The sequence below is a fragment of the Streptomyces smaragdinus genome, from assembly GCF_009604385.1.
GTDB classification, from domain to species: domain Bacteria; phylum Actinomycetota; class Actinomycetes; order Streptomycetales; family Streptomycetaceae; genus Streptomyces; species Streptomyces smaragdinus.
Genome location: NZ_WEGJ01000023.1, coordinates 45,020 through 66,955 on the forward strand (window position 1 = coordinate 45,020; position 21,936 = coordinate 66,955).

A 21,936-nucleotide genomic window follows, 5' to 3' on the forward strand; every position below is an offset into this window, starting at 1 on the left:
TCGAAGGGCCCCGGTCAAGTCGACCGGGGCCCTTCGCGTTCCGTGTGCCAGGATCGAGGACGATGACTGTTACGGCGACGAACACCTCCGGATCCACCGCCCCGCTCGACCCGGCCGTCCTGCACGAGGCGGTCGTCGACTGGTTCGGTGAGCACGCCCGCGATCTGCCCTGGCGACGGCCGGAGGCGGGCGCCTGGGGCGTGATGGTCAGCGAGTTCATGCTGCAGCAGACGCCGGTGGCGCGGGTGCTGCCGGTGTACGAGCAGTGGCTGAAGCGCTGGCCCTCCCCCGCCGCGCTGGCGGTGGACGCCCCGGGCGAGGCGGTACGGGCCTGGGGCCGGCTCGGCTATCCGCGCCGGGCGCTGCGGCTGCACGCGGCGGCGGTGGCCATACAGGAGCGGCACGCCGGGGTCGTACCGCGGCGGCACGAGCATCTGCTGGCGCTGCCCGGGATCGGGGAGTACACGGCGGCGGCGGTGGCGTCCTTCGCGTACGGGCAGCGGCACGCGGTGCTGGACACCAACGTGCGGCGGGTGTTCGCCCGGGCGGTGAGCGGTACGGAGTTTCCGCCGGGGGCGACGACGGCGGCCGAGCGGCGGATCGCGCGGCAGCTGCTGCCGGAGGGTGACGCGGCGGCGGCGCGCTGGGCGGCGGCGACGATGGAGCTCGGGGCGCTGGTCTGCAAGGCGTCGGCGCCGGTGTGCGTGGGGTGTCCGATCGCGGCGGCGTGCGCGTGGCGGCTGGCGGGGTCTCCGGCGTACGACGGTCCGCCGCGGCGGGGGCAGACGTACGCCGGGACGGACCGGCAGGTGCGGGGGCGGCTGCTCGCCGTGCTGCGGGCGTCGGCGGAGCCGGTGGCGCAGGCGGTGCTGGACGGGGCGTGGCAGGAGCCGGTGCAGCGGGCGCGGGCGCTGGACGGGCTGGTCGCGGACGGGCTGGTGGAGCCGCTGGAGGGCGGGCTGTACCGGCTGCCGGGGGCTTAGTCCTTACGCCCAGTCCTGCTCCGTGTCGAGGTCCACGTGGGCCTCGGTGAGGGAGAACCAGTTCCCGCTGTCGTCGCGGAGGATCGCCTCCGTGCCGTAGGGGCGCTCGACCGGCTCCTGGACGAACTCGACGCCCCGCTTCCTCAGCTCCTCGTACGTGGCGCGGCAGTCGTCCGTGCCGAGGACCATGGCGCCGAGGACGCCCTTGTCGACCAGCGCGGTCAGCGCCTCGGCGGAGTCGGGGTCGAGGCCGCCGCCGCTGTGGACGTCCATCAGGGTCAGCTGGGTCTCGGGCTTGCCCGGGACGCAGACGGTGACCCAGCGCATGCCGCCCTCGCCCATGGTGAGGTCGCTGACCTTCTCGAAGCCGAGCTTCTCCGTGTAGAACTTCAGCGAGCGGTCCTGGTCGGTGGACCAGACGGGGGCGATCGCGAGTCGGGTGATCATTTCTACGGGCTCCTCGTACGTCGGTGGACCCCTTCACCGTAGGACGGCCGGCCCGTCCCCGGCTTCTTCGGAATTGCGGTCCGTACGGGGCCGGAATCCGCCCGTCCACAGCAACGCGTAGCACCCGGGGACCATGGCGGCCCCCCGGCCCACGTGGGCGTCGCGGTACTCCACCGGGGTCATCCCGGTGACCTGCTTGAAGCGGGAGCAGAACGTACCGAGGGCGGCGAAGCCCACCGCGGCGCAGATCTCGGTGACGGTCAGATCGCAGGTCCGCAGCAGCTCCCGGGCGCGCTCGATCCGCCGCCGGGCGAGATAGCTGCCGGGGGTCTCGCCGTACGCGTCCCGGAAGACCCGTACGAAATGAAACCGGCTGTACCCCGCCCGCGCGGCGACAGCCTCGAGGTCGAGCGCCGGATCGGACCACTCCCGGTCCATGGCGTCCTTGGCGAGCCGGAGCCTGCGGAGGTCGGACACCTTCCGATCGTGCCACGGGGGTCCGACAGTCCGGCCCCCACGAACGCCGAAGGGCCGCGCGTCCGAAGACGCGCGGCCCTGTCGTGGCGAAGGTCAGGCCTGGGCTGCCGCGGGCTCCGCCGGGGCCGACTCCGCCTTCTTCTCCGGGCCCGCTCCCCGCAGCGGGATCTCCTTGACCAGCCACGACGCCGCGAAGGCGAGGATCGCCAGCATCGCGCCCCAGAAGAAGACCTGGTGCGTGCCGTCGGCGACCGCGTGGAAGTACGCGCTCTTCATCTGCGGGTCCAGCCTGGCCATCGACGCCTTGTCGAGCTGCGCGGCGACCTTGTCGCCGGCCGGGCCGACCCGCGCCGTCAGGGTCTCGGTGACCGCGCTGCTGAACAGCGACCCCATCAGCGAGACACCGAACGAGCCGCCGATGGTCCGGGTCAGCGTGACCGTGGACGAGCCGGAGCCCATGTCCCGCATCTCCACGCTGTTCTGCGCGATGAGCATGGTGATCTGCATCAGGAAGCCCATACCGGCGCCCAGCACCGCCATGTAGACGCCCGACTCGAACCGCGAGGTCTCGGTGTCCATGGTCGACAGCAGATACAGGCCGGTGACCATCAGCGCGCCGCCGGTGATGGGGAGGACCTTGTACTTGCCCGTCTGCGTCGTGTAGCGGCCCGCGAACAGCGAGATCACCATCATCGACAGCAGCATCGGCAGCAGCAGCAGCCCGGAGTTCGTCGCGGACGCGCCCTGCACGCTCTGCTGGAACAGCGGGAGGAAGGTGATCGCGCCGAACATCGAGAAGCCGACGAGGAAGCCGATGATGTTCATCAGCGAGAAGTTCCGGTTACGGAAGATCCGCAGCGGAATGATCGGCTCCGCCGCCCGCGTCTCCACGAAGACGAACGCGACCAGCGACACCACGCCCAGCACCGCGAGCCCGATGATCGTGCCGGAGGCCCACTCGTACTCCAGCCCGCCCCACGACGTGACCAGCACCAGGGAGGTGATGCCGGTGGTCAGCAGCAGCGCCCCGAGATAGTCGACCTTCGTCTTGGTGCGCTTCTTCGGCAGATGCAGCACCGCCGAGATCATGAACAGCGCCACCGCGCCCAGCGGCAGGTTGATGTAGAAGGCCCAGCGCCAGCCGAGGTGGTCGGTGATCGTCCCGCCGACCAGCGGGCCACCGATCATCGCGACGGCCATGACCGCGGCCATCATGCCCTGGTACTTGCCCCGCTCCCGGGGCGGGATGAGATCGCCGATGATCGCCATCACACCGACGATCAGACCGCCGGCGCCCAGCCCCTGGACCCCGCGGAACGCGATCAGCTGGCCCATGTCCTGCGCCATGCCGGAGAGCGCGGAGCCGATCAGGAACAGCACGATCGACGACATGAACACGCCCTTACGGCCGAACATGTCGCCGAACTTCCCCCACAGCGGGGTGGAGGCGGCGGTCGCCAGGGCGTACGCGGTGACGACCCAGGAGAGGTGGTTGAGCCCGCCCAGCTCACCGACGATGGTCGGCATCGCGGTGCCGACGATCATGTTGTCCAGCATCGCGAGCAGCATCGCGATCATCAGGCCCAGCAGGACCACCCGTACGTTCTTAGGGGCCGGCACCCCTGAATCCCCCGGTTTCTCCAGCACCACTTCCGGCTTCTCCGACTCGGACACCCCGTACACCTACTTACTTGTCGCCCGGCTAGTTCGCTACCATGGAGAAAGTACGCCGCCAACTAGCCGGGCGTCAAGTAAGTTCCGCGTGAACGAGGAGAACAGCGATGGCCAGGGGCGACACCCGTCAGCGGATCCAGGACGTGGCCCTGGAGCTCTTCGCGGAGAAGGGGTACGAGTCGACCTCCCTGCGGGAGATCGCGGAGCGCCTCGACGTCACCAAGGCCGCGCTCTACTACCACTTCAAAACCAAGGAAGACATCCTGGTCAGCCTGGCCGAGGACCTCGGCGCCCCGCTGGACGACCTGATCGAGTGGGGCAAGGGGCAGCCGCGGACGCTGGCGACGAAGAAGGAGCTGCTCGACCGCTACAGCGTGGCGCTGATGGGCGGCGTGAAGCTGTTCCGGTTCATGCAGGAGAACCAGGCGGCCCTGCGGAACCTGCATCTCGGCGAGACCTTCAAGGACCGGATGTTCGCCGTCCAGGGCCTGCTGCGGGACGAGGACGCCTCGCTGGCGGACCAGGTGCGCTGCACGACGGCGATCTTCTCGCTGCACGCGGGGTTCTTCGCGCTGCGGGACGTGGACGCGGACCCGGAGGTCAAGCGGCTGGCGATGCTGGAGGTCGCGCAGGACCTGATCACGGCGTCGCACCACGGGGCGTAGCCCCCGTACACACGTGAGCGCGCCCCGGGCGGGATGCCCGGGGCGCGCTCGTGTCCGTAGGGGGACGGTCAGCCGTGCAGCTTGACGCCGTGGTGGGTCAGGAAGGTGACCGGGTTGACGGCGGAGCCGTAGTACGGGGTCTTGCGGATCTCGAAGTGCAGGTGGGGGCCCGTGCTGTTGCCGGTGGAGCCGGACAGCGCGATCGTCTCGTTCTTCTTGACGTGCTCGCCGACCTTCACCTTGAACTTGGACAGGTGGCCGTACTGCGAGTAGACACCGTTGGCGTGCTTGATCACGATGTTGTTGCCGTACGCGCCGCCCCAGCCGGCCTCGACGACCTTGCCGGCGTGGACCGAATGGACCTTGGTGCCGTTCGGGACGGCGAAGTCCTGGCCGGAGTGCTTGTGGGCCCAGTGGGAGCCGCCCTGGTCGAACTTGCCGGTGAAGACGTACTTACCGGTGATCGGGCTGGTCCAGGCGCTGGCGGCCTTGGCCGGCTTCGCCTTCGGGGCCTCGTGGACACCGGCGGCGTTCGCCGCACCGCCACCCAGCAGGGCTATGACGCCCGCGCCGGCCACGAGAGCACCGGTGGTCTTGGCGGTACGGAGGTTGAACTTCGCGGTGTTCGACATCAGAGAAAACCTTTCGTATTGCGTTGAGCCCGGCTGCGTTCCGAACTCGCAATTCATTGGTAACCCGGATGCCCGAGGGGTTTCAAGAGGGGGTATTACTAATGCCGACCGTAGCTCCGGACCCAGTATTTTCGCCCCTTCCGGACCCCTTCCCGCCCCCTCTGTCCCGGCCCGCCGAGCCCTCTCCGGTACGCCCGAACGCCCACAGCCCTTGCCATGACTGGGCAAGCCCCCGTACGTCCGAAAGGCCCGGCGATCACCCGGCCTTTCGCCCCGGCGCGATAGGGCCGAAAGTCCCGGCCTTTGGTCCCGCCCTTCTTCTAATGAACCTAGTAGGCCCAAAAACGGCGTGTCCCACGCCACACGGGGATAAGGAAAAACGCCTTCCCGAAGGGACTTTCACCGCCCCCGCCGGGACCTTTATCGGCCCCGGTGGGACTTTGTACCCGCCCGCCCCAGGGGAAGCCGCTCCCGGAGCCCCCAGCTCGCCCCGTCCCAGGCGATCAGGTCGACGTGGCCCACCGGTGCCGTCAGCGGCAGCAGGGGCGCCAGCTCCCCCTCCAGGGCGTCGTACGCGGTCTCCCAGGTCGCGGGCCCCTCGTGGTTGGCGACCGTCAGATGCGGCTCCAGCCCCGCCGCCCCGAAGATCCCCCGGTACGGCACGGCCTCCGGCCACCGCTCCCGTACCGCCCGCGTCAGCTCCCGCAGGGGGTCCGCGGGCCGGGGGTCGAGGTAGAGCACCCCGGGGTAGCGCCGGAACTCCGCCAGCGTCAGCTCGAAGGCCGCGTGCCCCGCGACCAGGGCGGCGAGCTCGTCCCGTACAGCCCCGGTCAGCCGCGCCAGGGGCAGGAACGGGTAGAGCACCGTTACGTGCGCCGGGATCCCGGTCCGCACCAGGGGGTCGGCCACCGGCAGATACACGCTGAGCGCCGTGTCCCCCGGCACGTCGCCCCAGCCGCCGCTCATCAGCCCCGGATCCCCTGTCACCGCCGCAGGCTAGCTCCCGCCCCGGACACGCCGAAGGGCGCCTCCCCCGGTGGGGGGAGGCGCCCTTCTGTGGCGCGACGGAGGCTTACGCCTCCTTGCTCAGGTTCGGGCCCGAGCCGCCCGCGGTGGCGTCCACCGGCGGGGCGTCGGGCAGCGCCGACTTCTCCTCGCCGCGGAAGGTGAAGGTCGCGGTGTCGCCCTCGCCCTCCGTGTCGACGACCACGATGTGGCCCGGCCGCAGCTCGCCGAAGAGGATCTTCTCGGACAGGGTGTCCTCGATCTCCCGCTGCACCGCGCGACGCAGCGGACGGGCACCCATGACCGGGTCGAAGCCCTTCTTGGCCAGCAGGTTCTTGGCCCCGGTGGAGAGCTCGATGCCCATGTCCCGGTCCTTGAGCCGGCTGTCCAGCTCGGCGATCCGCAGATCGACGATCTCGATGATGTCCTCCTGCGAGAGCTGGTGGAACACCACGATGTCGTCGACACGGTTCAGGAACTCGGGCCGGAAGTGCTGCTTGAGCTCCTCCGCCACCTTGGCCTTCATCCGCTCGTACCCGGTCTGGACATCGCCCGGGGCCGCGAAGCCCAGGTTGAAGCCCTTGGAGATGTCCCGGGTGCCGAGGTTGGTCGTCATGATGATGATCGTGTTCTTGAAGTCCACGACCCGGCCCTGGGAGTCGGTCAGCCGACCGTCCTCCAGGATCTGCAGCAGCGAGTTGAAGATGTCCGGGTGGGCCTTCTCGACCTCGTCGAAGAGGACCACCGAGAACGGCTTGCGCCGCACCTTCTCCGTCAGCTGGCCGCCCTCCTCGTACCCGACGTAGCCGGGAGGCGAGCCGAACAGCCGCGAGACCGTGTGCTTCTCGCTGAACTCCGACATGTCGAGCTGGATCAGCGCGTCCTCGTCCCCGAAGAGGAACTCGGCGAGCGTCTTGGACAGCTCCGTCTTACCGACACCGGACGGGCCGGCGAAGATGAACGAGCCACCCGGGCGCTTCGGGTCCTTCAGACCGGCGCGCGTACGGCGGATCGCCTGGGAGAGCGCCTTGATGGCGTCCTTCTGGCCGATGACCCGCTTGTGGAGCTCGTCCTCCATGCGCAGCAGGCGCGAGGACTCCTCCTCGGTGAGCTTGAAGACCGGGATGCCCGTGGCCGTGGCCAGGACCTCGGCGATCAGCTCCTCGTCGACCTCGGCGACGACGTCCATGTCGCCGGCCTTCCACTCCTTCTCCCGCTTGGTCTTCGACGCCAGCAGCTGCTTCTCCTTGTCCCGGAGACCGGCGGCCAGCTCGAAGTCCTGGGAGTCGATCGCCGACTCCTTCTCCCGGCGCACGTCGGCGATCTTCTCGTCGAACTCGCGGAGGTCCGGCGGAGCCGTCATCCGGCGGATGCGCATCCGGGAGCCGGCCTCGTCGATCAGGTCGATCGCCTTGTCCGGCAGGAAGCGGTCGGAGATGTAGCGGTCGGCGAGCGTCGCGGCGGCGACCAGGGCGGCGTCCGTGATGGACACCCGGTGGTGCGCCTCGTAACGGTCCCGCAGGCCCTTGAGGATCTCGATGGTGTGCTGCAGCGAGGGCTCGGCGACCTGGATGGGCTGGAAGCGGCGCTCGAGGGCGGCGTCCTTCTCCAGGTGCTTGCGGTACTCGTCCAGCGTGGTGGCACCGATGGTCTGCAGCTCGCCGCGGGCCAGCATCGGCTTGAGGATGCTCGCCGCGTCGATCGCGCCCTCGGCGGCGCCCGCGCCGACCAGGGTGTGCAGCTCGTCGATGAACAGGATGATGTCGCCGCGGGTACGGATCTCCTTGAGCACCTTCTTCAGGCGCTCCTCGAAGTCACCGCGGTAGCGGGAGCCGGCGACCAGGGCGCCGAGATCCAGCGTGTAGAGGTGCTTGTCCTTGAGCGTCTCGGGCACCTCGCCCTTGACGATCGCCTGGGCGAGGCCCTCGACGACGGCGGTCTTGCCGACGCCGGGCTCGCCGATGAGGACGGGGTTGTTCTTCGTACGGCGCGACAGCACCTGCATGACGCGCTCGATCTCCTTCTCGCGCCCGATGACCGGGTCGAGCTTGGACTCACGAGCCGCCTGCGTCAGGTTACGGCCGAACTGGTCCAGGACGAGCGACGTCGAGGGGGTGCCCTCGGCGGGGCCGCCGGCGGTGGCGGCCTCCTTGCCCTGGTAGCCGGAGAGCAGCTGGATGACCTGCTGCCGCACCCGGTTCAGGTCGGCGCCCAGCTTGACCAGGACCTGGGCGGCGACACCCTCGCCCTCACGGATCAGGCCGAGCAGGATGTGCTCCGTACCGATGTAGTTGTGCCCCAGCTGAAGGGCCTCGCGGAGCGACAGCTCCAGCACCTTCTTGGCCCGGGGCGTGAAGGGGATGTGCCCGGACGGGGCCTGCTGGCCCTGACCGATGATCTCCTCCACCTGCTGACGGACCGCCTCGAGCGAAATCCCGAGGCTCTCCAGGGCCTTAGCGGCGACACCCTCACCCTCGTGGATCAGACCCAGGAGGATGTGCTCGGTGCCGATGTAGTTGTGGTTGAGCATCCGGGCTTCTTCCTGAGCCAGGACGACAACCCGCCGCGCGCGGTCGGTGAACCTCTCGAACATCGTTATCGCTCCTCAGAGCGGTCAGGCAGTAAAGGGGTCGGTCCCCTCCCTGTCCTTCCGCAGCTTAGTCCCGCAAGCGGGGACCGCTCATTCCAACTGCCGACACCCGGACACTGACTCCACGAGCCTCCTGCACCGAACAAGTCGACAACAGCTTGAACCTGATGGTGCGGAACGATGTTCCCCCAGGCCAGGCGAATACGCTGATTGCCGCTACGCCGTTGGCGAACGCCACCGCTGCTCCGGCGTCGGTCGCACCGCTCCCACTAGCCAAGTCTTACCCTCGCGGGGCCCGGCTCCATCCGATTTCCCGCAGGCTTCACTGCGCTACGGGCGAACAAGTTTCCGTTGCGATGATCGACGATGTGTGATCGGCCGGTACGTTGCGTAACCGTCACGGGGCCGTCGCCGTTGCTCCTGGCATGACGCCGACCGCCCGCAGCGCCCCGCCCGTGTTCGCTCGGAGCGGTGCGCGGCCGTGCGCGGGGGGACCGCCGCAGGGGTACGCGTGCGATGTGCTCGTCGTGCCGGCCGCGGCGGGCTTCGCCGTGCTGGGGCGGCGGCTGCGGACCGGGCCGGTGGCGCTGACCGGGCGGCTGATGCGGTTCCTGGTGGCGCCGGGTGCCGCGGCGGAGGTGCCGGGGCTGCTGCGGTGGCTGGAGTGGGGGGATCTGCCGCTGGGGCTGGACGCCCGGCGGGCGGGGCCCGGGGAGTTCGCGGGGGCGGTGTGGCTGCGTCCGCCGGCGCCGGACCTGCTGCGGCGGCTGCCCGCGCCCGCGCTGGACGCGCGGGCCCAGACGCCGGATCTCGGCCGGATCGTGGGGGCGGCGGCGACCGCCTGCCACCGGCTGCTGCTATTCGGCGCCCTCGGGGGCGAGGCCCCGCGGGGGATCCGGGAAATGCCGCGGGGGCGCACTCTCGCCTTCGGCCGGGTTTCGGACCCGGGAAGGCAGGAAAGCGCCCCCTTGCCTGGCTGAGACGCCGTTACGCGAGACCGTGCGCCTTGTTGTAGGCCTCCTTGACCGAGGCCGGAACGCGGCCGCGGTCATTAACGTCGTGGCCGTTCTCCTTCGCCCAGGCGCGAATCTTCGCGGTGTCCTCGCCCGCGCCCGCGCCCGCCCGGCCCTTACGGCCGGCGCCGCCGCGTCCGCCGGTACGGCGACCGCTCTTCACGAAGGGCTCCAGCGCGCTGCGCAGCTTCTCCGCGTTGTCGTTGGTGAGGTCGATCTCGTAGCTCTTGCCGTCGAGCGCGAACGTCACGGTCTCGTCCGCCTCGCCGCCGTCGAGGTCGTCGACAAGAAGGACCTGAACCTTCTGTGCCACCGGGCTTTCCTTTCATCGAAAACAACGAGTACGGCGAAAGCAAACCGCTTTTCCGGGAAAAACACAAACCCTGGCGCAGAACCTGCCTCAGGATTGCCCGGCAAAATCCGCGCGTTTCGGACATAGCGCACTGATTCCCGGTGATCTGCCGCGCCAATCGCACCGGATCAATAGAGTTGCAGCAGCATCCGGCTGTTGCCCAGGGTGTTGGGCTTCACGCGCTCCAGCCCGAGGAACTCGGCAACACCCTCGTCATACGAACGCAACAGCTCGCCGTACACATCCGTATCAACGGGAGTCTCGCCGATCTCCGTGAAGCCGTGCTTCGCGAAGAAGTCCACCTCGAACGTCAGACAGAAAATGCGACGTACGCCCAGCCAGCGGGCGGTCTGCAGGAGCTTGTCGAGCAAAAGATGGCCGACACCGCTGCGCCGCACCGTGGGATCGACCGCAAGGGTGCGGACCTCGGCCAGATCTTCCCACATCACATGCAGCGCACCGCAGCCGACCACCCGGCCGTCCTCGTCCCGTTCGGCCACCCAGAACTCCTGGATGTCCTCGTAAAGCGTGACCGTCGCTTTGTCGAGCAGCACCTTGCCCGCGTACGCGTCCAGCAGCCGGCGCAGCTCGCGCACGTCCGTGGTCCGGGCGCGGCGCACGGTGACCGAGGGGGTATAGCGGACCGGGGGGTTACTCATGAACGGACGCTATCGCCCGTCGTCCGGCGGGGCCTCACCGGGGCCTTCCGGGGCCGGTCCCGGCTCATTCCCCAAGGCCGGGGCGGTGTCCTCATTCGGTGGGTCAATGGATACGACACGGATCGCGTCACGCAGGGCTTCGCGCTGTTCCGGGGACATCATGCCGAAGAAGGCGACCAGGGCCGCGGCGGGGTTGTCGCTGGCCGCCCAGGCTTCGTTCATCAGCGCCGCGGAGTAGGCCGGACGGGTGGACACGGCCTCATATCGATAAGCGCGGCCTTCGGTGCTGCGGCGGAGCCAGCCCTTTGTATGGAGGTTGTCCATCACGGTCATGACCGTGGTGTAAGCGATGGAACGATCCTGCTGGAGATCTTCCAGCACCTCCCGGACCGTGACCGGGCGGTTCCACTGCCAGACCCGGGTCATGACGGCGTCTTCGAGTTCTCCCAATGGGCGGACCACGCCGAGCACGATACCGGGATCCCTCCAGGAATCCCGGCAATGTGGGCATATCAGGTATCGCTGCTCTTCTGGCGGAGGGCCGCCGCCTGCGCCGCGGCGGCTTCCGCCTGGTCGAGGATTGCGTCTTCCTTGGCCTTGTTCGGGCCGCCCTGGCTCTTCACAATCCGCATGATGAGGAACACGAAGAAGATCGCCATCACGGTCGGCGGCACCAATGCGGAAACTACGTCCATGGGCTCAGGGTACGCGCCTTCCGGCGATGCCCCGGCGGGGCCCGCCCTTTGACGCGGACGCCCCGCCCGGGGGCCGGGCGGGGCGGTTGTTCCGTACGGACTCAGGCGGTCAGGGCCTCGTCCGGCTCCACCGGGGGCGGCGGGGGCCGGCGGCGGCCCGGGGGGAAGACCTCGGCCGGTGTCGGCACCGGGCGGCGGCCCGGTTCGCCGCCGGGTGAGGGGTGCGGCTGTTGCTGGGGGGCCCGCGGCGCGGCGGGCTTCTGCGTCGTCTCCTCGGACATACGACCTCCCGGAAGTGCGATCAGCGGACGCCCGCGCGTGGCTGCGCGTACGGGCGGTACCCCCTGGGTCACCGCGTACCGCTGGGCCGCCGCACGCTCGCAGCGGCGCAGCAGGGCGCGGCGGCGGGCCGTCTCCGCCGCGCCGGCGGGCTGTGCCGTCAGCGTGCGCAGGGCGACCACGTCGCTCACCAGCGGCCGGTGGCCGTCGGCGAGCGCCTGCTCGAGCAATTCGGTGTAGCCGGCCGCGGCGCCCGGGAGGGCGGCGCGGTAGCGGCGCAGTTCGTCCGCGGTGAAGGCCGCCTTGCGCGCGGCCTCGCGGGTTGCCTCCGCCAGGTCGGCGAGCAGCCGCAGACACCGGTCGGCGAAGACCGCGTCCGATGACGCGGGGGGCTGCGGCTGGATGACTTGCGCCAGGGCTCGTCTGAGCGTGTGCAGCTCTTCGGGGCCCAGGAGCATGCCTCCCGTGGGTCCGTATGGCGTCGGCATAATCCGACTTTAGGCGGCCGGGGGGTTTTTGCCCGGGAGGCGCGCCACCGCCCCGGGCGGGGCTCCCGTCAGTGGGGGGAACGGGGGCGCCTCGTCATCGCCACCGTGACCGCGCCGAGGCCCAGGGCCGCCGCTGAGGCCGCTATCAGCCAGGGGAGGAGGCGGGAGGCCCCCGTGGGGGCCATGGAGCCCGAGGGGGGCGTTGTGGGCGGCGGGGAGGACGCCGGGGGCGACGGGGTGGGGGACGGGGACGTCGTCAGGACGCGGAGCGTCAGGGGGGCCGTGTCGTTCGACGGGGAGCCGTCCCGCGGGGGGAAGGACTCCAGGCCCAGGACCGTCACCCCGCCCGGCCCCGATCCTGCGGAGGCGGACGCGGGGGCGCCGGAGCGCGACGTGATCCGGATCCCGAACACCACCGTGTGCGACGCCCCCGCCGGGAACACCTCCGGCAGCGGACACACGTACGACGACCCCGACCGCGCGCACCCCGCCCCCTCCGTGGGCGGGAGCAGCTGCGCCCCGGGAGGAGGCGAGACCCGGAACGACCCCGTGCCCCCCTCCACCGCCATCTCCCCCGGCCCCCCGTTCCGGACCCCCACCGCCAGCGGCACCGTCTCCCCGGGGACCCCCGCGACCTCCCCGCCCAGCGCCTGGTAGTCCGCGCCCGCGGTGGTCCGCACGTCCACCCAGCCACCGTCCGGGGCGAAGCCGGAGTCCGTCACCGGGCGCAGGGTGAGCGCGGGGCCGGTGCCCCGTACGGAGAACGCCGCCGGGTCCTCCTCCGCCCACGGGTCCTCGCCGCCGGTCACCCACGCGTCGTACGACACCTGCCCGTACATCAGGTCCGACGCGGACGTGAAGCGCAGGGGCGCGGAGAACTCGTACGCGGCGGCCGGCGCCACCGGCGAGTCGAACACGCAGTACGCGGCGGCCGACGGCTCCCGCTTGTACACGCAGTTGGAGTACGCGGCCGCCAGCCGCAGCCCCGACGTCCCCGCGATGCGTACCCCGATGCCCTGCCCCGCGACCAGATCCCCGTGATTGGCGACCCCCGGCGTGACCTCGACGTCCGCCCCCGGCGCCAGCGAGCGGACCGTCGCGTGCGTCCGCTCGACCAGCACCGGCCGCCCCACCACCGCGTCCGTCCAGCCGCTGACGTCCGTCGCGTCCGCCGCCCGCGCGGTGAGCGCGATCGGGGCGGCCGCCCCGGGGCGTACGCCCGTGGAGCCGGTGAGCAGGAAGGGACGTACGACGGTGGGGCCGGCGACCGAGGGCCAGGAGCACGTGAAGACGTCCGCCGCCCGCGCGCACTGTCCGGTGTCCTCGGCCCGTACCGTCCCGGGCAGCGCGCTCGCGTCGACGACCAGCTCCACGGCGTGCGCGACGCTCGCGTCGACCCCCAGCCGCACCTCGAACGGCACCGCCGCGCCCCGCCCGTCCTCGGCGACGTACAGCGTCCCGGGCGCCGAGATGCTCAGCACCGGGTCGGCGGCGGCGGCGGGCGCCCAGGCGACGAAGGCGCAGAAGGCCAGCGCGGCGGTCACCGCCGCGAGTAGCCTCCCCGCCCGCTCGCGCATCGCTGTCCCCAAAGCCTGTCATGTACGCACTGCCGTGCTGCTCGACAAGACTCCCACAGGGGGGCCGGGGTTGCCCCGGGGGTGAACGCCACTACGTACGGGAGACGTTCCGTTCGTAGACGAGGCGCAGCCCGATCAGGGTGAGCCAGGGCTCGTGTTCGTCGATCACCGTCGAGTCGGCGAGCATCATCGGGGCGAGGCCGCCGGTGGCGATGACGGTGACGTCGTCGGGGTCGTCGGCGAGTTCGACGGCCATCCGGTTGACGACGCCGTCGACCTGGCCCGCGAAGCCGTAGAGGATGCCGGACTGCATGGCCTCGACGGTGTTCTTGCCGATGACGCTGCGGGGGCGGGCGAGTTCGATCTTACGGAGCTGTGCGCCGCGCACGCCCAGGGCCTCGGTGGAGATCTCGATGCCCGGCGCGATGACACCGCCGACGTACTCGCCGCGCGAGCTCACCGCGTCGAACGTCGTCGCCGTACCGAAGTCGACGACCACGCACGGGCCGCCGTACAGCTCGATCGCGGCGAGGGCGTTGATGATGCGGTCGGCGCCGACCTCCTTGGGGTTGTCCATGAGGACCGGGACGCCCGTCTTCACGCCCGGCTCGACGAGGACGGAGGGCACATCGCCGTAGTAGCGGCGGGTGACCTCGCGCAGCTCGTGCAGGACGGCGGGGACGGTGGAACAGATGGCGATGCCGTGGATGTTGTCGCCGAGCTCCTCGCCGAGGAGGGGGTGCATGCCCATCAGGCCCTGGAGGAGGACGGCGAGTTCGTCGGCGGTACGGCGCGGATCGGTGGACACCCGCCAGTGCTCGACGATCTCGTCGCCGTCGAACAGGCCGAGGACGGTGTGGGTGTTGCCGACGTCGATGGTCAGCAGCATCAGGCGCGCTCCTCGCCCTCGCGGAGGTCCAGGCCGATGTCCAGGATCGGGGAGGAGTGGGTGAGGGCGCCCACCGCAAGGTAGTCCACGCCGGTCTCGGCGTACGCGCGGGCGTTGTCCAGGGTGAGCCGGCCGGAGGACTCCAGGACGGCGCGGCCGGCGACGAGGGCGACGGCCTCCTCGGTCTCGGCGGGGGTGAAGTTGTCCAGGAGGATCAGGTCGGCGCCGGCGTCGAGGGCCTCGCGGACCTGGTGCAGGGTGTCGACCTCGAGCTCGATGGGAAGGTCGGGGAACTCCTCGCGTACGGCCTTGAAGGCCTCCGCGACGCCGCCGGCGGCGATGACGTGGTTGTCCTTCACCAGGGCGGCGTCGGACAGCGACATGCGGTGGTTGACGCCGCCGCCGGCCCGGACCGCGTACTTCTCCAGGGCGCGCAGGCCGGGGGTGGTCTTGCGGGTGTCGCGGACCTTCGCCTTCGTACCCTCCAGGGCGTCCGCCCAGCGGCGGGTGGCGGTGGCGATGCCGGAGAGGCGGCACAGGATGTTGAGGGCGCTGCGCTCGCCGGTGAGGAGGTCGCGGGTGCGGGTGCGGACGGTCAGCAGCTTCTGGCCGGCCGCGATCCGGTCGCCGTCGGCGACATGGCGCTCGACCTCCATCTCGTCCGTGCAGACGACGGACAGCACGGCCTCGGCGATGTGCAGGCCGGCGACGACGCCGTCCTCGCGGGCGGTGAAGTCGCCGGTCGCGAAGGCGTCCTCGGGGATCGTCGCGACGGTGGTGACGTCCACGCCGTTGTCGAGGTCCTCCTCGATGGCGAGGTGGGCGATGTCCTCGACCAGGACGGGGTCCAGGCCCGCGTCGGCGAGGATCTCCGCGAGGTCCTCGTCCAGACCGCAGGTCAGGGGGTCGTGCTCGTACATGTCGTCGCCCGCCGAGCATCCGCAGCCGTCGCCGCAGCCGCCGCCGTCGGCGGGGGCGCCGCCGATGGGGAGGAGGGTCAGCTCTACGGGCTGGGGTCGGCCGGGGGTCGGGCTGGTCACTGCTGCTCCTGGGTGAGGGTCGGGGGGAACGCGGTCGTCTCCGTACGGCGGGTGGCTATGCCGCCGTCGGGGGTGAGGGTGGCGAGGATGTGCCGGCGCCAGGCGGCATCGTCGCGGGTGGGGTGGTCCTCGCGCCAGTGGCAGCCGCGGGTCTCCTCGCGGAGGGCTGCGGTGTGGGTGAGGACTCGTGCCACGAGGAGGAGGTTGGTCGCTTCCCAGGTTTCCACACAGGGCTGCTCGGCGTCGGGTTTCGCCTCCCGCCGGAGGCGGGTGAGGGCGGTCGTGGCCTCCGTCAGGCTTTCGGCGCTGCGGAGGACGCCGGCGCCTCGGGTCATGAGGCGCTGGATTTCCGCCTTGGCCTCCGGCGCGATGAGGTGGTCGCCGGGGGCGGGGTCGGCGCTCGCGGCTTCGCCGCGAGTCTGTGTCCCACCCACACGCCGCCCGTCGCCGTTGTCCGGGGTCACCGTCGCCGACCCCGTGGGCACCGCCGGAGCCTCGGCCGGGGTCACCCCGGGGACCGGTGCCGGGTGGTGTGTGGGTGGGAGATCCGACCGCGGCGCAGCCGCGGCGGCCGAGGCGGCCACGCCGGACGCGATCCGCTCGGCGAACACCAACCCCTCCAGCAGCGAGTTCGACGCCAGCCGATTCGCCCCGTGGACCCCCGTACACGCCGCCTCACCGCAGGCGAAGAGCCCCGGCACCGTCGTACGACCGGACAGATCCGTCCGCACCCCGCCGGAGGCGTAGTGCGCGGCCGGCGCCACCGGAATCAGCTCCCGCACGGGATCGATCCCGTGCGCGAGACACGCCGCCAGGATCGTCGGGAACCGCGCCGCCCACATCGCGGACCCGAAGTGGCGGCCGTCGAGGAACACGTGCTCCGACCCCTCCTCCCCCATCCGCCGCATGATCGCCTTGGCCACGACGTCCCGCGGCGCCAGCTCGGCGAGCTCGTGCTGCCCCACCATGAACCGCGCCCCGGAGCCGTCGACGAGATACGCCCCCTCCCCCCGCACGGCCTCCGAGACGAGCGGCTGCTGCCCCTCCGCGTCCGGCCCCAGCCACATCACCGTCGGGTGGAACTGCACGAACTCCAGGTCGGAGACCTCCGCCCCCGCCCGCAGCGCCAGCGCCACGCCGTCCCCGGTGGACACGGCCGGGTTCGTCGTCGCCGAGAACACCTGCCCCATCCCCCCGGTCGCCAGCACCACCGCCGGCGCCCGCACCGCGCCCACACCGTCGCGCGCGCCCTCCCCCATCACGTGCAGGGTGACACCCGACGCGGCACCGGACGGGGACTTCAGCAGATCCAGCACCAGCGCGTGCTCGACGGTCTCGATCCCCGCCGCCCGCACCGCGGCGACCAGCGCCCGGGAGATCTCCGCCCCCGTCGCGTCGCCGCCCGCGTGGGCGATCCGCCGCCGGTGGTGTCCCCCCTCGCGGGTGAGCGCGATGCCCCCGGCGTCGTCCCGGTCGAACGTCGCGCCGGTGTCGATGAGCCGCCGTACCGCCGCCGGGCCCTCCGTGACGAGCAGCCGTACCGCGTCCTCGTCGCACAGGCCGGCGCCCGCGACGAGGGTGTCGTCGAGGTGCTGGGCGGGGCTGTCGCCCTCCCCGAGGGCCGCCGCGATGCCGCCCTGGGCCCAGCGGGTGGAGCCGTCGTCCAGCTGGGCCTTGGTGACGACGACCGTACGCAGGCCCTGCGCGGCGCACCGCAGGGCCACCGTCAGCCCGGCCACGCCGGAGCCGACGACGGCCACGTCGGCGTCGATGGACCAGCCGGGGGCGGGGGCGGTCAGCCGTATGCCGGTCATGCGGGGGCTCCAAAGGTCAGCCGGACGTTGTCGATCAGCCGGGTGGCGCCGACCTTGGCGGCGACGGCCAGCACGGCCTCGCCGGTGAAGTCGTCGTCGACCTCGGTGAAGTCGGCGGGGTCGACGAGGGCGAGGTAGTCCAGGGCGAGCGGCGGCTCGTGGCGGGCGGCGCCGTCGAGGACGAGCCGGGCGGCGTTCCGTACGGCCGACGGCAGCGCGTGCCCGGCGGACCCGCGCGCCTGGGCGTCGGCCGCCGCGCGGTCCTCGCCGAGGGCGGTCAGTTCGCGCGGCCAGTACGTCGCGGGCGGGCTGGTCTCCGCCCGCCTGGCCAGAGCGGTCTCCGCCACGAGACGGTCGCGGCCCGCGAAGAGCGCGCGGGACAGCGCGAGGGCGGTGCGTCGTTCGTCGTCGGAGAGATAGCGGTTACGGGACGACAGCGCGAGACCGTCGTCCTCGCGGACGGTAGTGACGCCGACGATCTCGACGGGGAAGTTCAGATCGCGCGCCATCCGCGTGATGAGCGCCAGCTGCTGGGCGTCCTTCTGTCCGTAGAAGGCGACGTCCGGCTGCGTGAGGTGGAGGAGCTTGGCGACGACGGTCAGTACGCCGTCGAAGTGGCCGGGGCGGGACGCGCCCTCCAGCCGCTCGCCCATCGGTCCGGCGGCGATACGGATCTGCGGTTCGCCGCCCGGGTAGACCTCGTCGGCGGCGGGCGCGAACACGATGTCGGCGCCCGCCGCCTCGGCGATCTTGACGTCCGCGTCGAGGGTGCGGGGGTAGCGGTCGAAGTCCTCGTTCGGCCCGAACTGCAGCGGGTTGACGAACACCGTGACCACGACCTGCCCGCCACGCGCGGCGGCGGCCCGGATGAGGGAGGCGTGCCCCTCGTGCAGCGCGCCCATCGTCATCGCGACGGCCCGCTCGCCGGTCCGGGGCAGCGCGCGCAGCTCGGCGGCGGTGTGCACCAGTCGTACGCCCATGGTCAGCGTCCTCCGTCCGCGAGCACCCCGAGGAGGTCCTCGGCGAGCTCGGCCTTCAGCAGCCCGTTGGCCAGCGCCCGGTCGGCGGTGGCGCGGGCCATCGCCACGTAGCCGGGGACGGCGGCGGGGGCGTGGATCCGCAGCTGCTCCAGATGCGCCCGTACGGTCCCGGCGTCGCCCCGGGCCACCGGCCCGGTGAGCGCGGCGTCGCCGCTGCGCAGGGCGTTGTCGAGGGCGGCGCCCAGCAGCGGGCCGAGCATCCGCTCGGGGGCCTGCACGCCGGCCTTGTGGAGCAGCTCCTCGGCCTGGGCGACGAGGGTGATCAGGTGGTTCGAGCCGATGGCCAGGGCCGCGTGGTAGAGCGGGCGGGCCTCCTCGGCGACCCACTCGGGCTCGCCGCCCATCTCCACGACCAGGGCCTCCGCCGCGAGCCGCAGCTCGTCGGGGGCGGTCACGCCGAAGGAGCAGCCCGCGAGGCGCTGTACGTCCACGGGGGTGCCGGTGAACGTCATCGCCGGGTGCAGGGCGAGCGGCAGGGCGCCGGCGCGGGTGGCGGGGTCGAGGACCCCGGCGCCGTAGCGGCCGGAGGTGTGCGCGAGGAGCTGGCCGGGGCGGACGGCGCCGGTGGCGGCCAGGCCCTCGACCAGGGCGGGCAGTACGTCGTCGGGCACCGTGAGGAGCACCAGGTCGGCGTGCGCCAGGACCGCGGCGGGGTCCATGACGGGCACGCCGGGGAGAAGTTCCTCCGCGCGGCGCCGGGAGGCGTCGGACACGGCGCTGACGGCGACGGGGCGGTGGCCGGACAGCGCGAGGGCGGCGGCCAGGGCGGGGCCGACGCGGCCGGCGCCGATCACGCCGACGGTCAGCCGCGCGGGCTTGTCCTGCGGGGTGGGGGTCACTCGGTGTGCTCTCCGTTCCAGTCCTCTTCGGGTACCGGACTTCTCGTCAATCGTACGCGAGCCGGGAGAGCCACCCCTCGTGCGGTTACGCCTCCTCGTCGTCGTCCGCGGGAGGGTCCGGAAGCTGCCACGCGGCCACCACGAGGGGCAGCAGGACGTGCGTCGCCAGCATCGCGAAGAGGATGAGGAACAGCGCCGCCCCCGGGATCTGCGACTCCCGTCCGCCCCGGTCGGCGACCATCGTCACCGCCAGGACGAGGATCATCACGAACGTCGTCGCCCCGTGCGCCGTCGAGTACGCGCGGAGCCTCAGCCCGCGCTGCCGCTCGTCGAGCTCCTGCTCGCGCCGGGACGTCGTCCCGCCGGTGATCGCGACGAGCCGGGCGGCGACCGGGAGGCCGGCCGCCAGCAGGACGCCCAGGACCACGAAGTTGACGATCATCGCGGTGTCGCTGGGCGCCAGCACCCAGGACACGGCGGCGTCCACCCACAAAAGCCCCAGGAGGCCGGCGCCCACACCAGCCAGCACCCGGCGGGGGCGGCGGCGGGCGTAGCGGGCGGGAACCAGACGGGCCAGGTCGTCTGCCTTGTTCATGACGTGCTCCCGATCCGGGGGAAGGGCTGGAGAGAGAAGACGACCTCGACGGGGACCTCGAAGTACGCGGCGATGCGCAGCGCCAGATGGAGGCTGGGGCTGTACTCGCCGCGTTCGAGATAGCCGACGGTCTGGTAGTGGACCCCGAGGGCCGCGGCCAGGTCGCGGCGGGAGACGCCGCGCTCGGCGCGCAGCATCGGGATCCGGTTGTGGACGTTTCCGTCGCTCTTGTCCTGGCCGCCGGCCGCCGTCACGGCCCGCCCCTCACGTCATCCATGCACAAGGTCCTCTACCGACTGTCGTACTCATCATTTGCTTGATAGCAGTTGTACTACATCCAATTGCAGTGTCACAACCGACCCGGTCCTGCGATGCTCTTCCCATGACCGACGACAGACTCCGCCGCCTGGCCGCCTACCGAGCCGCCCGCCGCACCCTGTCAGGGGGCCAGAACGCGACCACCGTCGCCGACGGCCTGAGGAAACTGACGGACATCGCGCCCGAGGGCGTCGACCTCGACCAACCCGTGGACTTCTACGGCAACGGCCTCGTCGAGGAGCTGGAGCGCCGCACCGCCGTGGCCCTGGGCACCCAGGACGCCGCGTACTTCCCCACCGGGACCATGGCGCAGCAGATCGCCCTGCGCTGCTGGGCCGGCCGTACGGGCAACACCACCGTCGCCTCCCACCCCCTGCACCACCTCGAGGTCCACGAGGGCGACGCCTACGCCGCCGTCAGCGGCCTGCGCGCCGTCCACCCCACGACCGAGCCCCGGCTGCCGACCGCCGCCGAGGTCACCGCCGTCCGCGACCCCTTCGGCACCCTGATGCTGGAGCTCCCCCTGCGCGAGCCGGGGTTCGTCCTGCCCACCTGGGACGAGCTCACGGCGACCGTCGCCGCCGCCCGGGAGCGCGACGCGGTGGTGCACGTCGACGGCGCCCGGCTGTGGGAGACCACCGAGCACTTCCGCGCCTCCCTGCCGGAGATCGCGGGGCTGGCGGACAGCGTCTACGTGTCGTTCTACAAGTCCCTCGGCGCCGTCTCGGGCGCCGCGCTGGCCGGCCCCACCACGCTCATCGAGGAGGCCAAGGCCTGGCGCCACCGCTACGGCGGCCAGCTCTTCCAGCAGTGGCCGGCGGTCCTGACCGCGCTGCACGGCCTGGAGCACGAGCTGCCCCGCCTCCCGGAGTACACCGCCCACGCCAAGTCCGTCGCGGCGGCCCTGTCGGCGGCGTTCACCGGCGCGGGCGTCCCGTGGCACCGGGTGCATCCGGCGGTGCCGCACACGCACCAGTTCCAGGTGTGGCTGCCGTATCCGGCGGAGGTACTGCTGGAGGCCGGGACGCGGCTCGCGGAGGAACAGCGGATCGCCCTGTTCCGTTTCTGGACCGAACCGGGCACCCCTCCGGGGATCTCGTACACCGAGGTGACTGTGGCGGCGGAGGCCCTGAAGTGGTCGCCGGCGGACGTCACGGAGGCGGTGGAGGAGTTCCTGACGCTCGTGCGGAAGGTCTCAGAGGCCTGAGGCCCGGACCAGCCCCGTCTCGTACGCCAGGACCACCGCCTGCACCCGGTCGCGCAGCTCCAGCTTGGTGAGGATCCGCCCGACGTGCGTCTTGACGGTGGCCTCCGACAGGACGAGCTGACGGGCGATCTCCCCGTTCGACAGCCCCTGCGCCACCAGCAGCAGCACCTCGCGCTCCCGGTCCGTCAGCCGGGTCAGCTCGGGGTGCTGCTTCTCCCCGGAGAGGGACGGCATGACGGCCGTGAAGCGGTCGATGAGCCGCCGGGTGGTGCTGGGGGCGACCACCGCGTCGCCGGCATGGACGGAGCGGATGGCGGCCAGGAGTTCGTCCGGCGGAACGTCCTTCAGCATGAAGCCGGAGGCGCCGACGCGCAGCGCCGAGAAGGCGTACTCGTCGAGGTCGAAGGTGGTGAGGATGAGCACCTTCGGCGCGTTCTCGGCGGCGCAGATACGGGCGGTCGCCCCCACACCGTCCAGTACGGGCATCCGCACGTCCATCAGCACCACGTCGACGGGTGTGTTCCCGGCGAGCTCCACCGCCTGCGCGCCGTCGCTCGCCTCGGCGACGACCTCCATGTCCGGCTGCGCGGACAGCACCATGCGGAAGCCGGTGCGCAGCAGCGCCTGGTCGTCCACGAGCATCACGCGGATGGTCATA

24 protein-coding genes are annotated in these 21,936 nt (G+C 71.7%); 4 read left to right on the forward strand and 20 right to left on the reverse strand.

Annotated features, from left to right (window positions below; all coding sequences use genetic code 11):
- The first annotated feature begins 62 nt into the window (after positions 1 to 62).
- On the forward strand, positions 63 to 983 hold the full coding sequence (locus SRB5_RS37210) for an HhH-GPD family protein (RefSeq protein ID WP_153455499.1): 921 nt from the start codon (positions 63 to 65) through the stop codon (positions 981 to 983).
- A 3-nt stretch (positions 984 to 986) separates the two neighbouring features.
- Here the strand turns inward: SRB5_RS37210 and SRB5_RS24160 are convergent, their stop codons facing one another.
- From SRB5_RS24160 to SRB5_RS24170, 3 genes are all read right to left on the reverse strand, one after another.
- The gene (locus tag SRB5_RS24160) at positions 987 to 1,430 is read right to left on the reverse strand and encodes a VOC family protein (protein ID WP_153455500.1); all 444 of its coding nucleotides are present in this window, start codon (positions 1,428 to 1,430) and stop codon (positions 987 to 989) included.
- Positions 1,431 to 1,463: 33 nt separating this feature from the next.
- Positions 1,464 to 1,907: a helix-turn-helix transcriptional regulator gene (locus SRB5_RS24165; RefSeq protein WP_456114914.1), complete on the reverse strand. Its 444-nt coding sequence runs from the start codon at positions 1,905 to 1,907 to the stop codon at positions 1,464 to 1,466.
- 93 nt (positions 1,908 to 2,000) lie between these two features.
- A complete protein-coding gene (locus SRB5_RS24170) occupies positions 2,001 to 3,554 on the reverse strand; it encodes an MDR family MFS transporter (protein ID WP_456114915.1) in 1,554 nt (517 codons plus the stop codon).
- 134 nt (positions 3,555 to 3,688) lie between these two features.
- On the opposite strand from SRB5_RS24170, the gene SRB5_RS24175 reads away from it, so the two are divergent.
- Complete coding sequence (locus tag SRB5_RS24175) at positions 3,689 to 4,246, forward strand: TetR/AcrR family transcriptional regulator (protein WP_153455501.1); 558 nt, start codon at positions 3,689 to 3,691, stop codon at positions 4,244 to 4,246.
- Between the two features lie 68 nt (positions 4,247 to 4,314).
- On the opposite strand, the gene SRB5_RS24180 is transcribed toward SRB5_RS24175, so the two are convergent.
- The 3 genes from SRB5_RS24180 to SRB5_RS24190 form a co-directional block, all read right to left on the reverse strand.
- Positions 4,315 to 4,878, reverse strand: a complete 564-nt coding sequence (locus tag SRB5_RS24180; RefSeq protein WP_153455502.1) for a M23 family metallopeptidase — start codon at positions 4,876 to 4,878, stop codon at positions 4,315 to 4,317.
- 420 nt (positions 4,879 to 5,298) lie between these two features.
- The gene (locus tag SRB5_RS24185) at positions 5,299 to 5,865 is read right to left on the reverse strand and encodes a 2'-5' RNA ligase family protein (protein ID WP_407703962.1); all 567 of its coding nucleotides are present in this window, start codon (positions 5,863 to 5,865) and stop codon (positions 5,299 to 5,301) included.
- Between the two features lie 85 nt (positions 5,866 to 5,950).
- Positions 5,951 to 8,476 (reverse strand): ATP-dependent Clp protease ATP-binding subunit, encoded by a 2,526-nt coding sequence (locus tag SRB5_RS24190; protein WP_153455503.1) that lies wholly within the window; start codon positions 8,474 to 8,476, stop codon positions 5,951 to 5,953.
- A 515-nt stretch (positions 8,477 to 8,991) separates the two neighbouring features.
- Between SRB5_RS24190 and SRB5_RS24195 the strand changes: the two genes are divergently transcribed.
- Positions 8,992 to 9,453: a hypothetical protein gene (locus SRB5_RS24195; protein WP_194293019.1), complete on the forward strand. Its 462-nt coding sequence runs from the start codon at positions 8,992 to 8,994 to the stop codon at positions 9,451 to 9,453.
- Positions 9,454 to 9,460: 7 nt separating this feature from the next.
- Here the strand turns inward: SRB5_RS24195 and SRB5_RS24200 are convergent, their stop codons facing one another.
- From SRB5_RS24200 to SRB5_RS24260, 13 genes are all read right to left on the reverse strand, one after another.
- Positions 9,461 to 9,799: a histone-like nucleoid-structuring protein Lsr2 gene (locus SRB5_RS24200; protein ID WP_323378384.1), complete on the reverse strand. Its 339-nt coding sequence runs from the start codon at positions 9,797 to 9,799 to the stop codon at positions 9,461 to 9,463.
- Between the two features lie 167 nt (positions 9,800 to 9,966).
- Positions 9,967 to 10,497 (reverse strand): amino-acid N-acetyltransferase, encoded by a 531-nt coding sequence (locus SRB5_RS24205; protein WP_153455504.1) that lies wholly within the window; start codon positions 10,495 to 10,497, stop codon positions 9,967 to 9,969.
- 9 nt (positions 10,498 to 10,506) lie between these two features.
- A complete protein-coding gene (locus SRB5_RS24210) occupies positions 10,507 to 10,959 on the reverse strand; it encodes a BlaI/MecI/CopY family transcriptional regulator (RefSeq protein WP_323378402.1) in 453 nt (150 codons plus the stop codon).
- 50 nt (positions 10,960 to 11,009) lie between these two features.
- A complete protein-coding gene (locus SRB5_RS24215) occupies positions 11,010 to 11,192 on the reverse strand; it encodes a hypothetical protein (RefSeq protein ID WP_153455505.1) in 183 nt (60 codons plus the stop codon).
- Positions 11,193 to 11,293: 101 nt separating this feature from the next.
- Positions 11,294 to 11,959 carry a hypothetical protein gene (locus SRB5_RS24220; protein ID WP_153455506.1) on the reverse strand — a complete coding sequence of 222 codons (666 nt, stop codon included), beginning with the start codon at positions 11,957 to 11,959 and terminating at the stop codon, positions 11,294 to 11,296.
- Positions 11,960 to 12,027: 68 nt separating this feature from the next.
- Positions 12,028 to 13,536 carry a hypothetical protein gene (locus SRB5_RS24225; protein WP_153455507.1) on the reverse strand — a complete coding sequence of 503 codons (1,509 nt, stop codon included), beginning with the start codon at positions 13,534 to 13,536 and terminating at the stop codon, positions 12,028 to 12,030.
- Between the two features lie 91 nt (positions 13,537 to 13,627).
- A complete protein-coding gene (locus SRB5_RS24230; RefSeq protein ID WP_153455508.1) occupies positions 13,628 to 14,425 on the reverse strand; it encodes a type III pantothenate kinase in 798 nt (265 codons plus the stop codon).
- Positions 14,425 to 15,465 (reverse strand): carboxylating nicotinate-nucleotide diphosphorylase, encoded by a 1,041-nt coding sequence (gene nadC / locus SRB5_RS24235; RefSeq protein WP_323378386.1) that lies wholly within the window; start codon positions 15,463 to 15,465, stop codon positions 14,425 to 14,427. The genes SRB5_RS24230 and nadC overlap by 1 nt, the downstream gene beginning before the upstream one ends.
- Positions 15,462 to 17,279 (reverse strand): L-aspartate oxidase, encoded by a 1,818-nt coding sequence (locus SRB5_RS24240; protein ID WP_153455509.1) that lies wholly within the window; start codon positions 17,277 to 17,279, stop codon positions 15,462 to 15,464. The genes nadC and SRB5_RS24240 overlap by 4 nt, the downstream gene beginning before the upstream one ends.
- Complete coding sequence (gene panC, locus SRB5_RS24245) at positions 17,276 to 18,259, reverse strand: pantoate--beta-alanine ligase (RefSeq protein WP_153455510.1); 984 nt, start codon at positions 18,257 to 18,259, stop codon at positions 17,276 to 17,278. Before panC ends, SRB5_RS24240 begins: the two co-directional genes overlap by 4 nt.
- A gap of 2 nt (positions 18,260 to 18,261) precedes the next feature.
- Positions 18,262 to 19,158 (reverse strand): Rossmann-like and DUF2520 domain-containing protein, encoded by an 897-nt coding sequence (locus SRB5_RS24250; RefSeq protein ID WP_323378387.1) that lies wholly within the window; start codon positions 19,156 to 19,158, stop codon positions 18,262 to 18,264.
- Positions 19,159 to 19,243: 85 nt separating this feature from the next.
- Positions 19,244 to 19,753: a hypothetical protein gene (locus SRB5_RS24255; RefSeq protein WP_153455512.1), complete on the reverse strand. Its 510-nt coding sequence runs from the start codon at positions 19,751 to 19,753 to the stop codon at positions 19,244 to 19,246.
- Positions 19,750 to 19,950, reverse strand: a complete 201-nt coding sequence (locus SRB5_RS24260) for a helix-turn-helix transcriptional regulator (RefSeq protein ID WP_153455555.1) — start codon at positions 19,948 to 19,950, stop codon at positions 19,750 to 19,752. The genes SRB5_RS24255 and SRB5_RS24260 overlap by 4 nt, the downstream gene beginning before the upstream one ends.
- Positions 19,951 to 20,135: 185 nt before the next feature.
- Between SRB5_RS24260 and SRB5_RS24265 the strand changes: the two genes are divergently transcribed.
- Complete coding sequence (locus tag SRB5_RS24265) at positions 20,136 to 21,278, forward strand: threonine aldolase family protein (protein ID WP_153455513.1); 1,143 nt, start codon at positions 20,136 to 20,138, stop codon at positions 21,276 to 21,278.
- Here the strand turns inward: SRB5_RS24265 and SRB5_RS24270 are convergent.
- Complete coding sequence (locus SRB5_RS24270; protein ID WP_153455514.1) at positions 21,267 to 21,935, reverse strand: response regulator; 669 nt, start codon at positions 21,933 to 21,935, stop codon at positions 21,267 to 21,269. The genes SRB5_RS24265 and SRB5_RS24270 overlap by 12 nt on opposite strands.
- Between the last annotated feature and the right edge of the window lies 1 nt (position 21,936).

Excerpts from the sequence above, each read along its gene's own strand:
- SRB5_RS24240 (WP_153455509.1), bottom strand. The coding sequence starts at position 17,279 with ATGACCGGCATACGGCTGACCGCCCCCGCCCCCGGCTGGTCCATCGAC.
- SRB5_RS24175 (WP_153455501.1), top strand. The coding sequence starts at position 3,689 with ATGGCCAGGGGCGACACCCGTCAGCGGATCCAGGACGTGGCCCTGGAG.
- SRB5_RS24265 (WP_153455513.1), top strand. The coding sequence starts at position 20,136 with ATGACCGACGACAGACTCCGCCGCCTGGCCGCCTACCGAGCCGCCCGC.
- SRB5_RS24160 (WP_153455500.1), bottom strand. The coding sequence starts at position 1,430 with ATGATCACCCGACTCGCGATCGCCCCCGTCTGGTCCACCGACCAGGAC.
- SRB5_RS24260 (WP_153455555.1), bottom strand. The coding sequence starts at position 19,950 with ATGCTGCGCGCCGAGCGCGGCGTCTCCCGCCGCGACCTGGCCGCGGCC.
- SRB5_RS24225 (WP_153455507.1), bottom strand. The coding sequence starts at position 13,536 with ATGCGCGAGCGGGCGGGGAGGCTACTCGCGGCGGTGACCGCCGCGCTG.
- SRB5_RS24270 (WP_153455514.1), bottom strand. The coding sequence starts at position 21,935 with ATGACCATCCGCGTGATGCTCGTGGACGACCAGGCGCTGCTGCGCACC.
- SRB5_RS24205 (WP_153455504.1), bottom strand. The coding sequence starts at position 10,497 with ATGAGTAACCCCCCGGTCCGCTATACCCCCTCGGTCACCGTGCGCCGC.
- SRB5_RS24190 (WP_153455503.1), bottom strand. The coding sequence starts at position 8,476 with ATGTTCGAGAGGTTCACCGACCGCGCGCGGCGGGTTGTCGTCCTGGCT.
- panC (WP_153455510.1), bottom strand. The coding sequence starts at position 18,259 with ATGGGCGTACGACTGGTGCACACCGCCGCCGAGCTGCGCGCGCTGCCC.
- SRB5_RS24255 (WP_153455512.1), bottom strand. The coding sequence starts at position 19,753 with ATGAACAAGGCAGACGACCTGGCCCGTCTGGTTCCCGCCCGCTACGCC.
- SRB5_RS24230 (WP_153455508.1), bottom strand. The coding sequence starts at position 14,425 with ATGCTGCTGACCATCGACGTCGGCAACACCCACACCGTCCTCGGCCTG.
- SRB5_RS37210 (WP_153455499.1), top strand. The coding sequence starts at position 63 with ATGACTGTTACGGCGACGAACACCTCCGGATCCACCGCCCCGCTCGAC.
- SRB5_RS24180 (WP_153455502.1), bottom strand. The coding sequence starts at position 4,878 with ATGTCGAACACCGCGAAGTTCAACCTCCGTACCGCCAAGACCACCGGT.
- SRB5_RS24220 (WP_153455506.1), bottom strand. The coding sequence starts at position 11,959 with ATGCCGACGCCATACGGACCCACGGGAGGCATGCTCCTGGGCCCCGAA.
- SRB5_RS24215 (WP_153455505.1), bottom strand. The coding sequence starts at position 11,192 with ATGGACGTAGTTTCCGCATTGGTGCCGCCGACCGTGATGGCGATCTTC.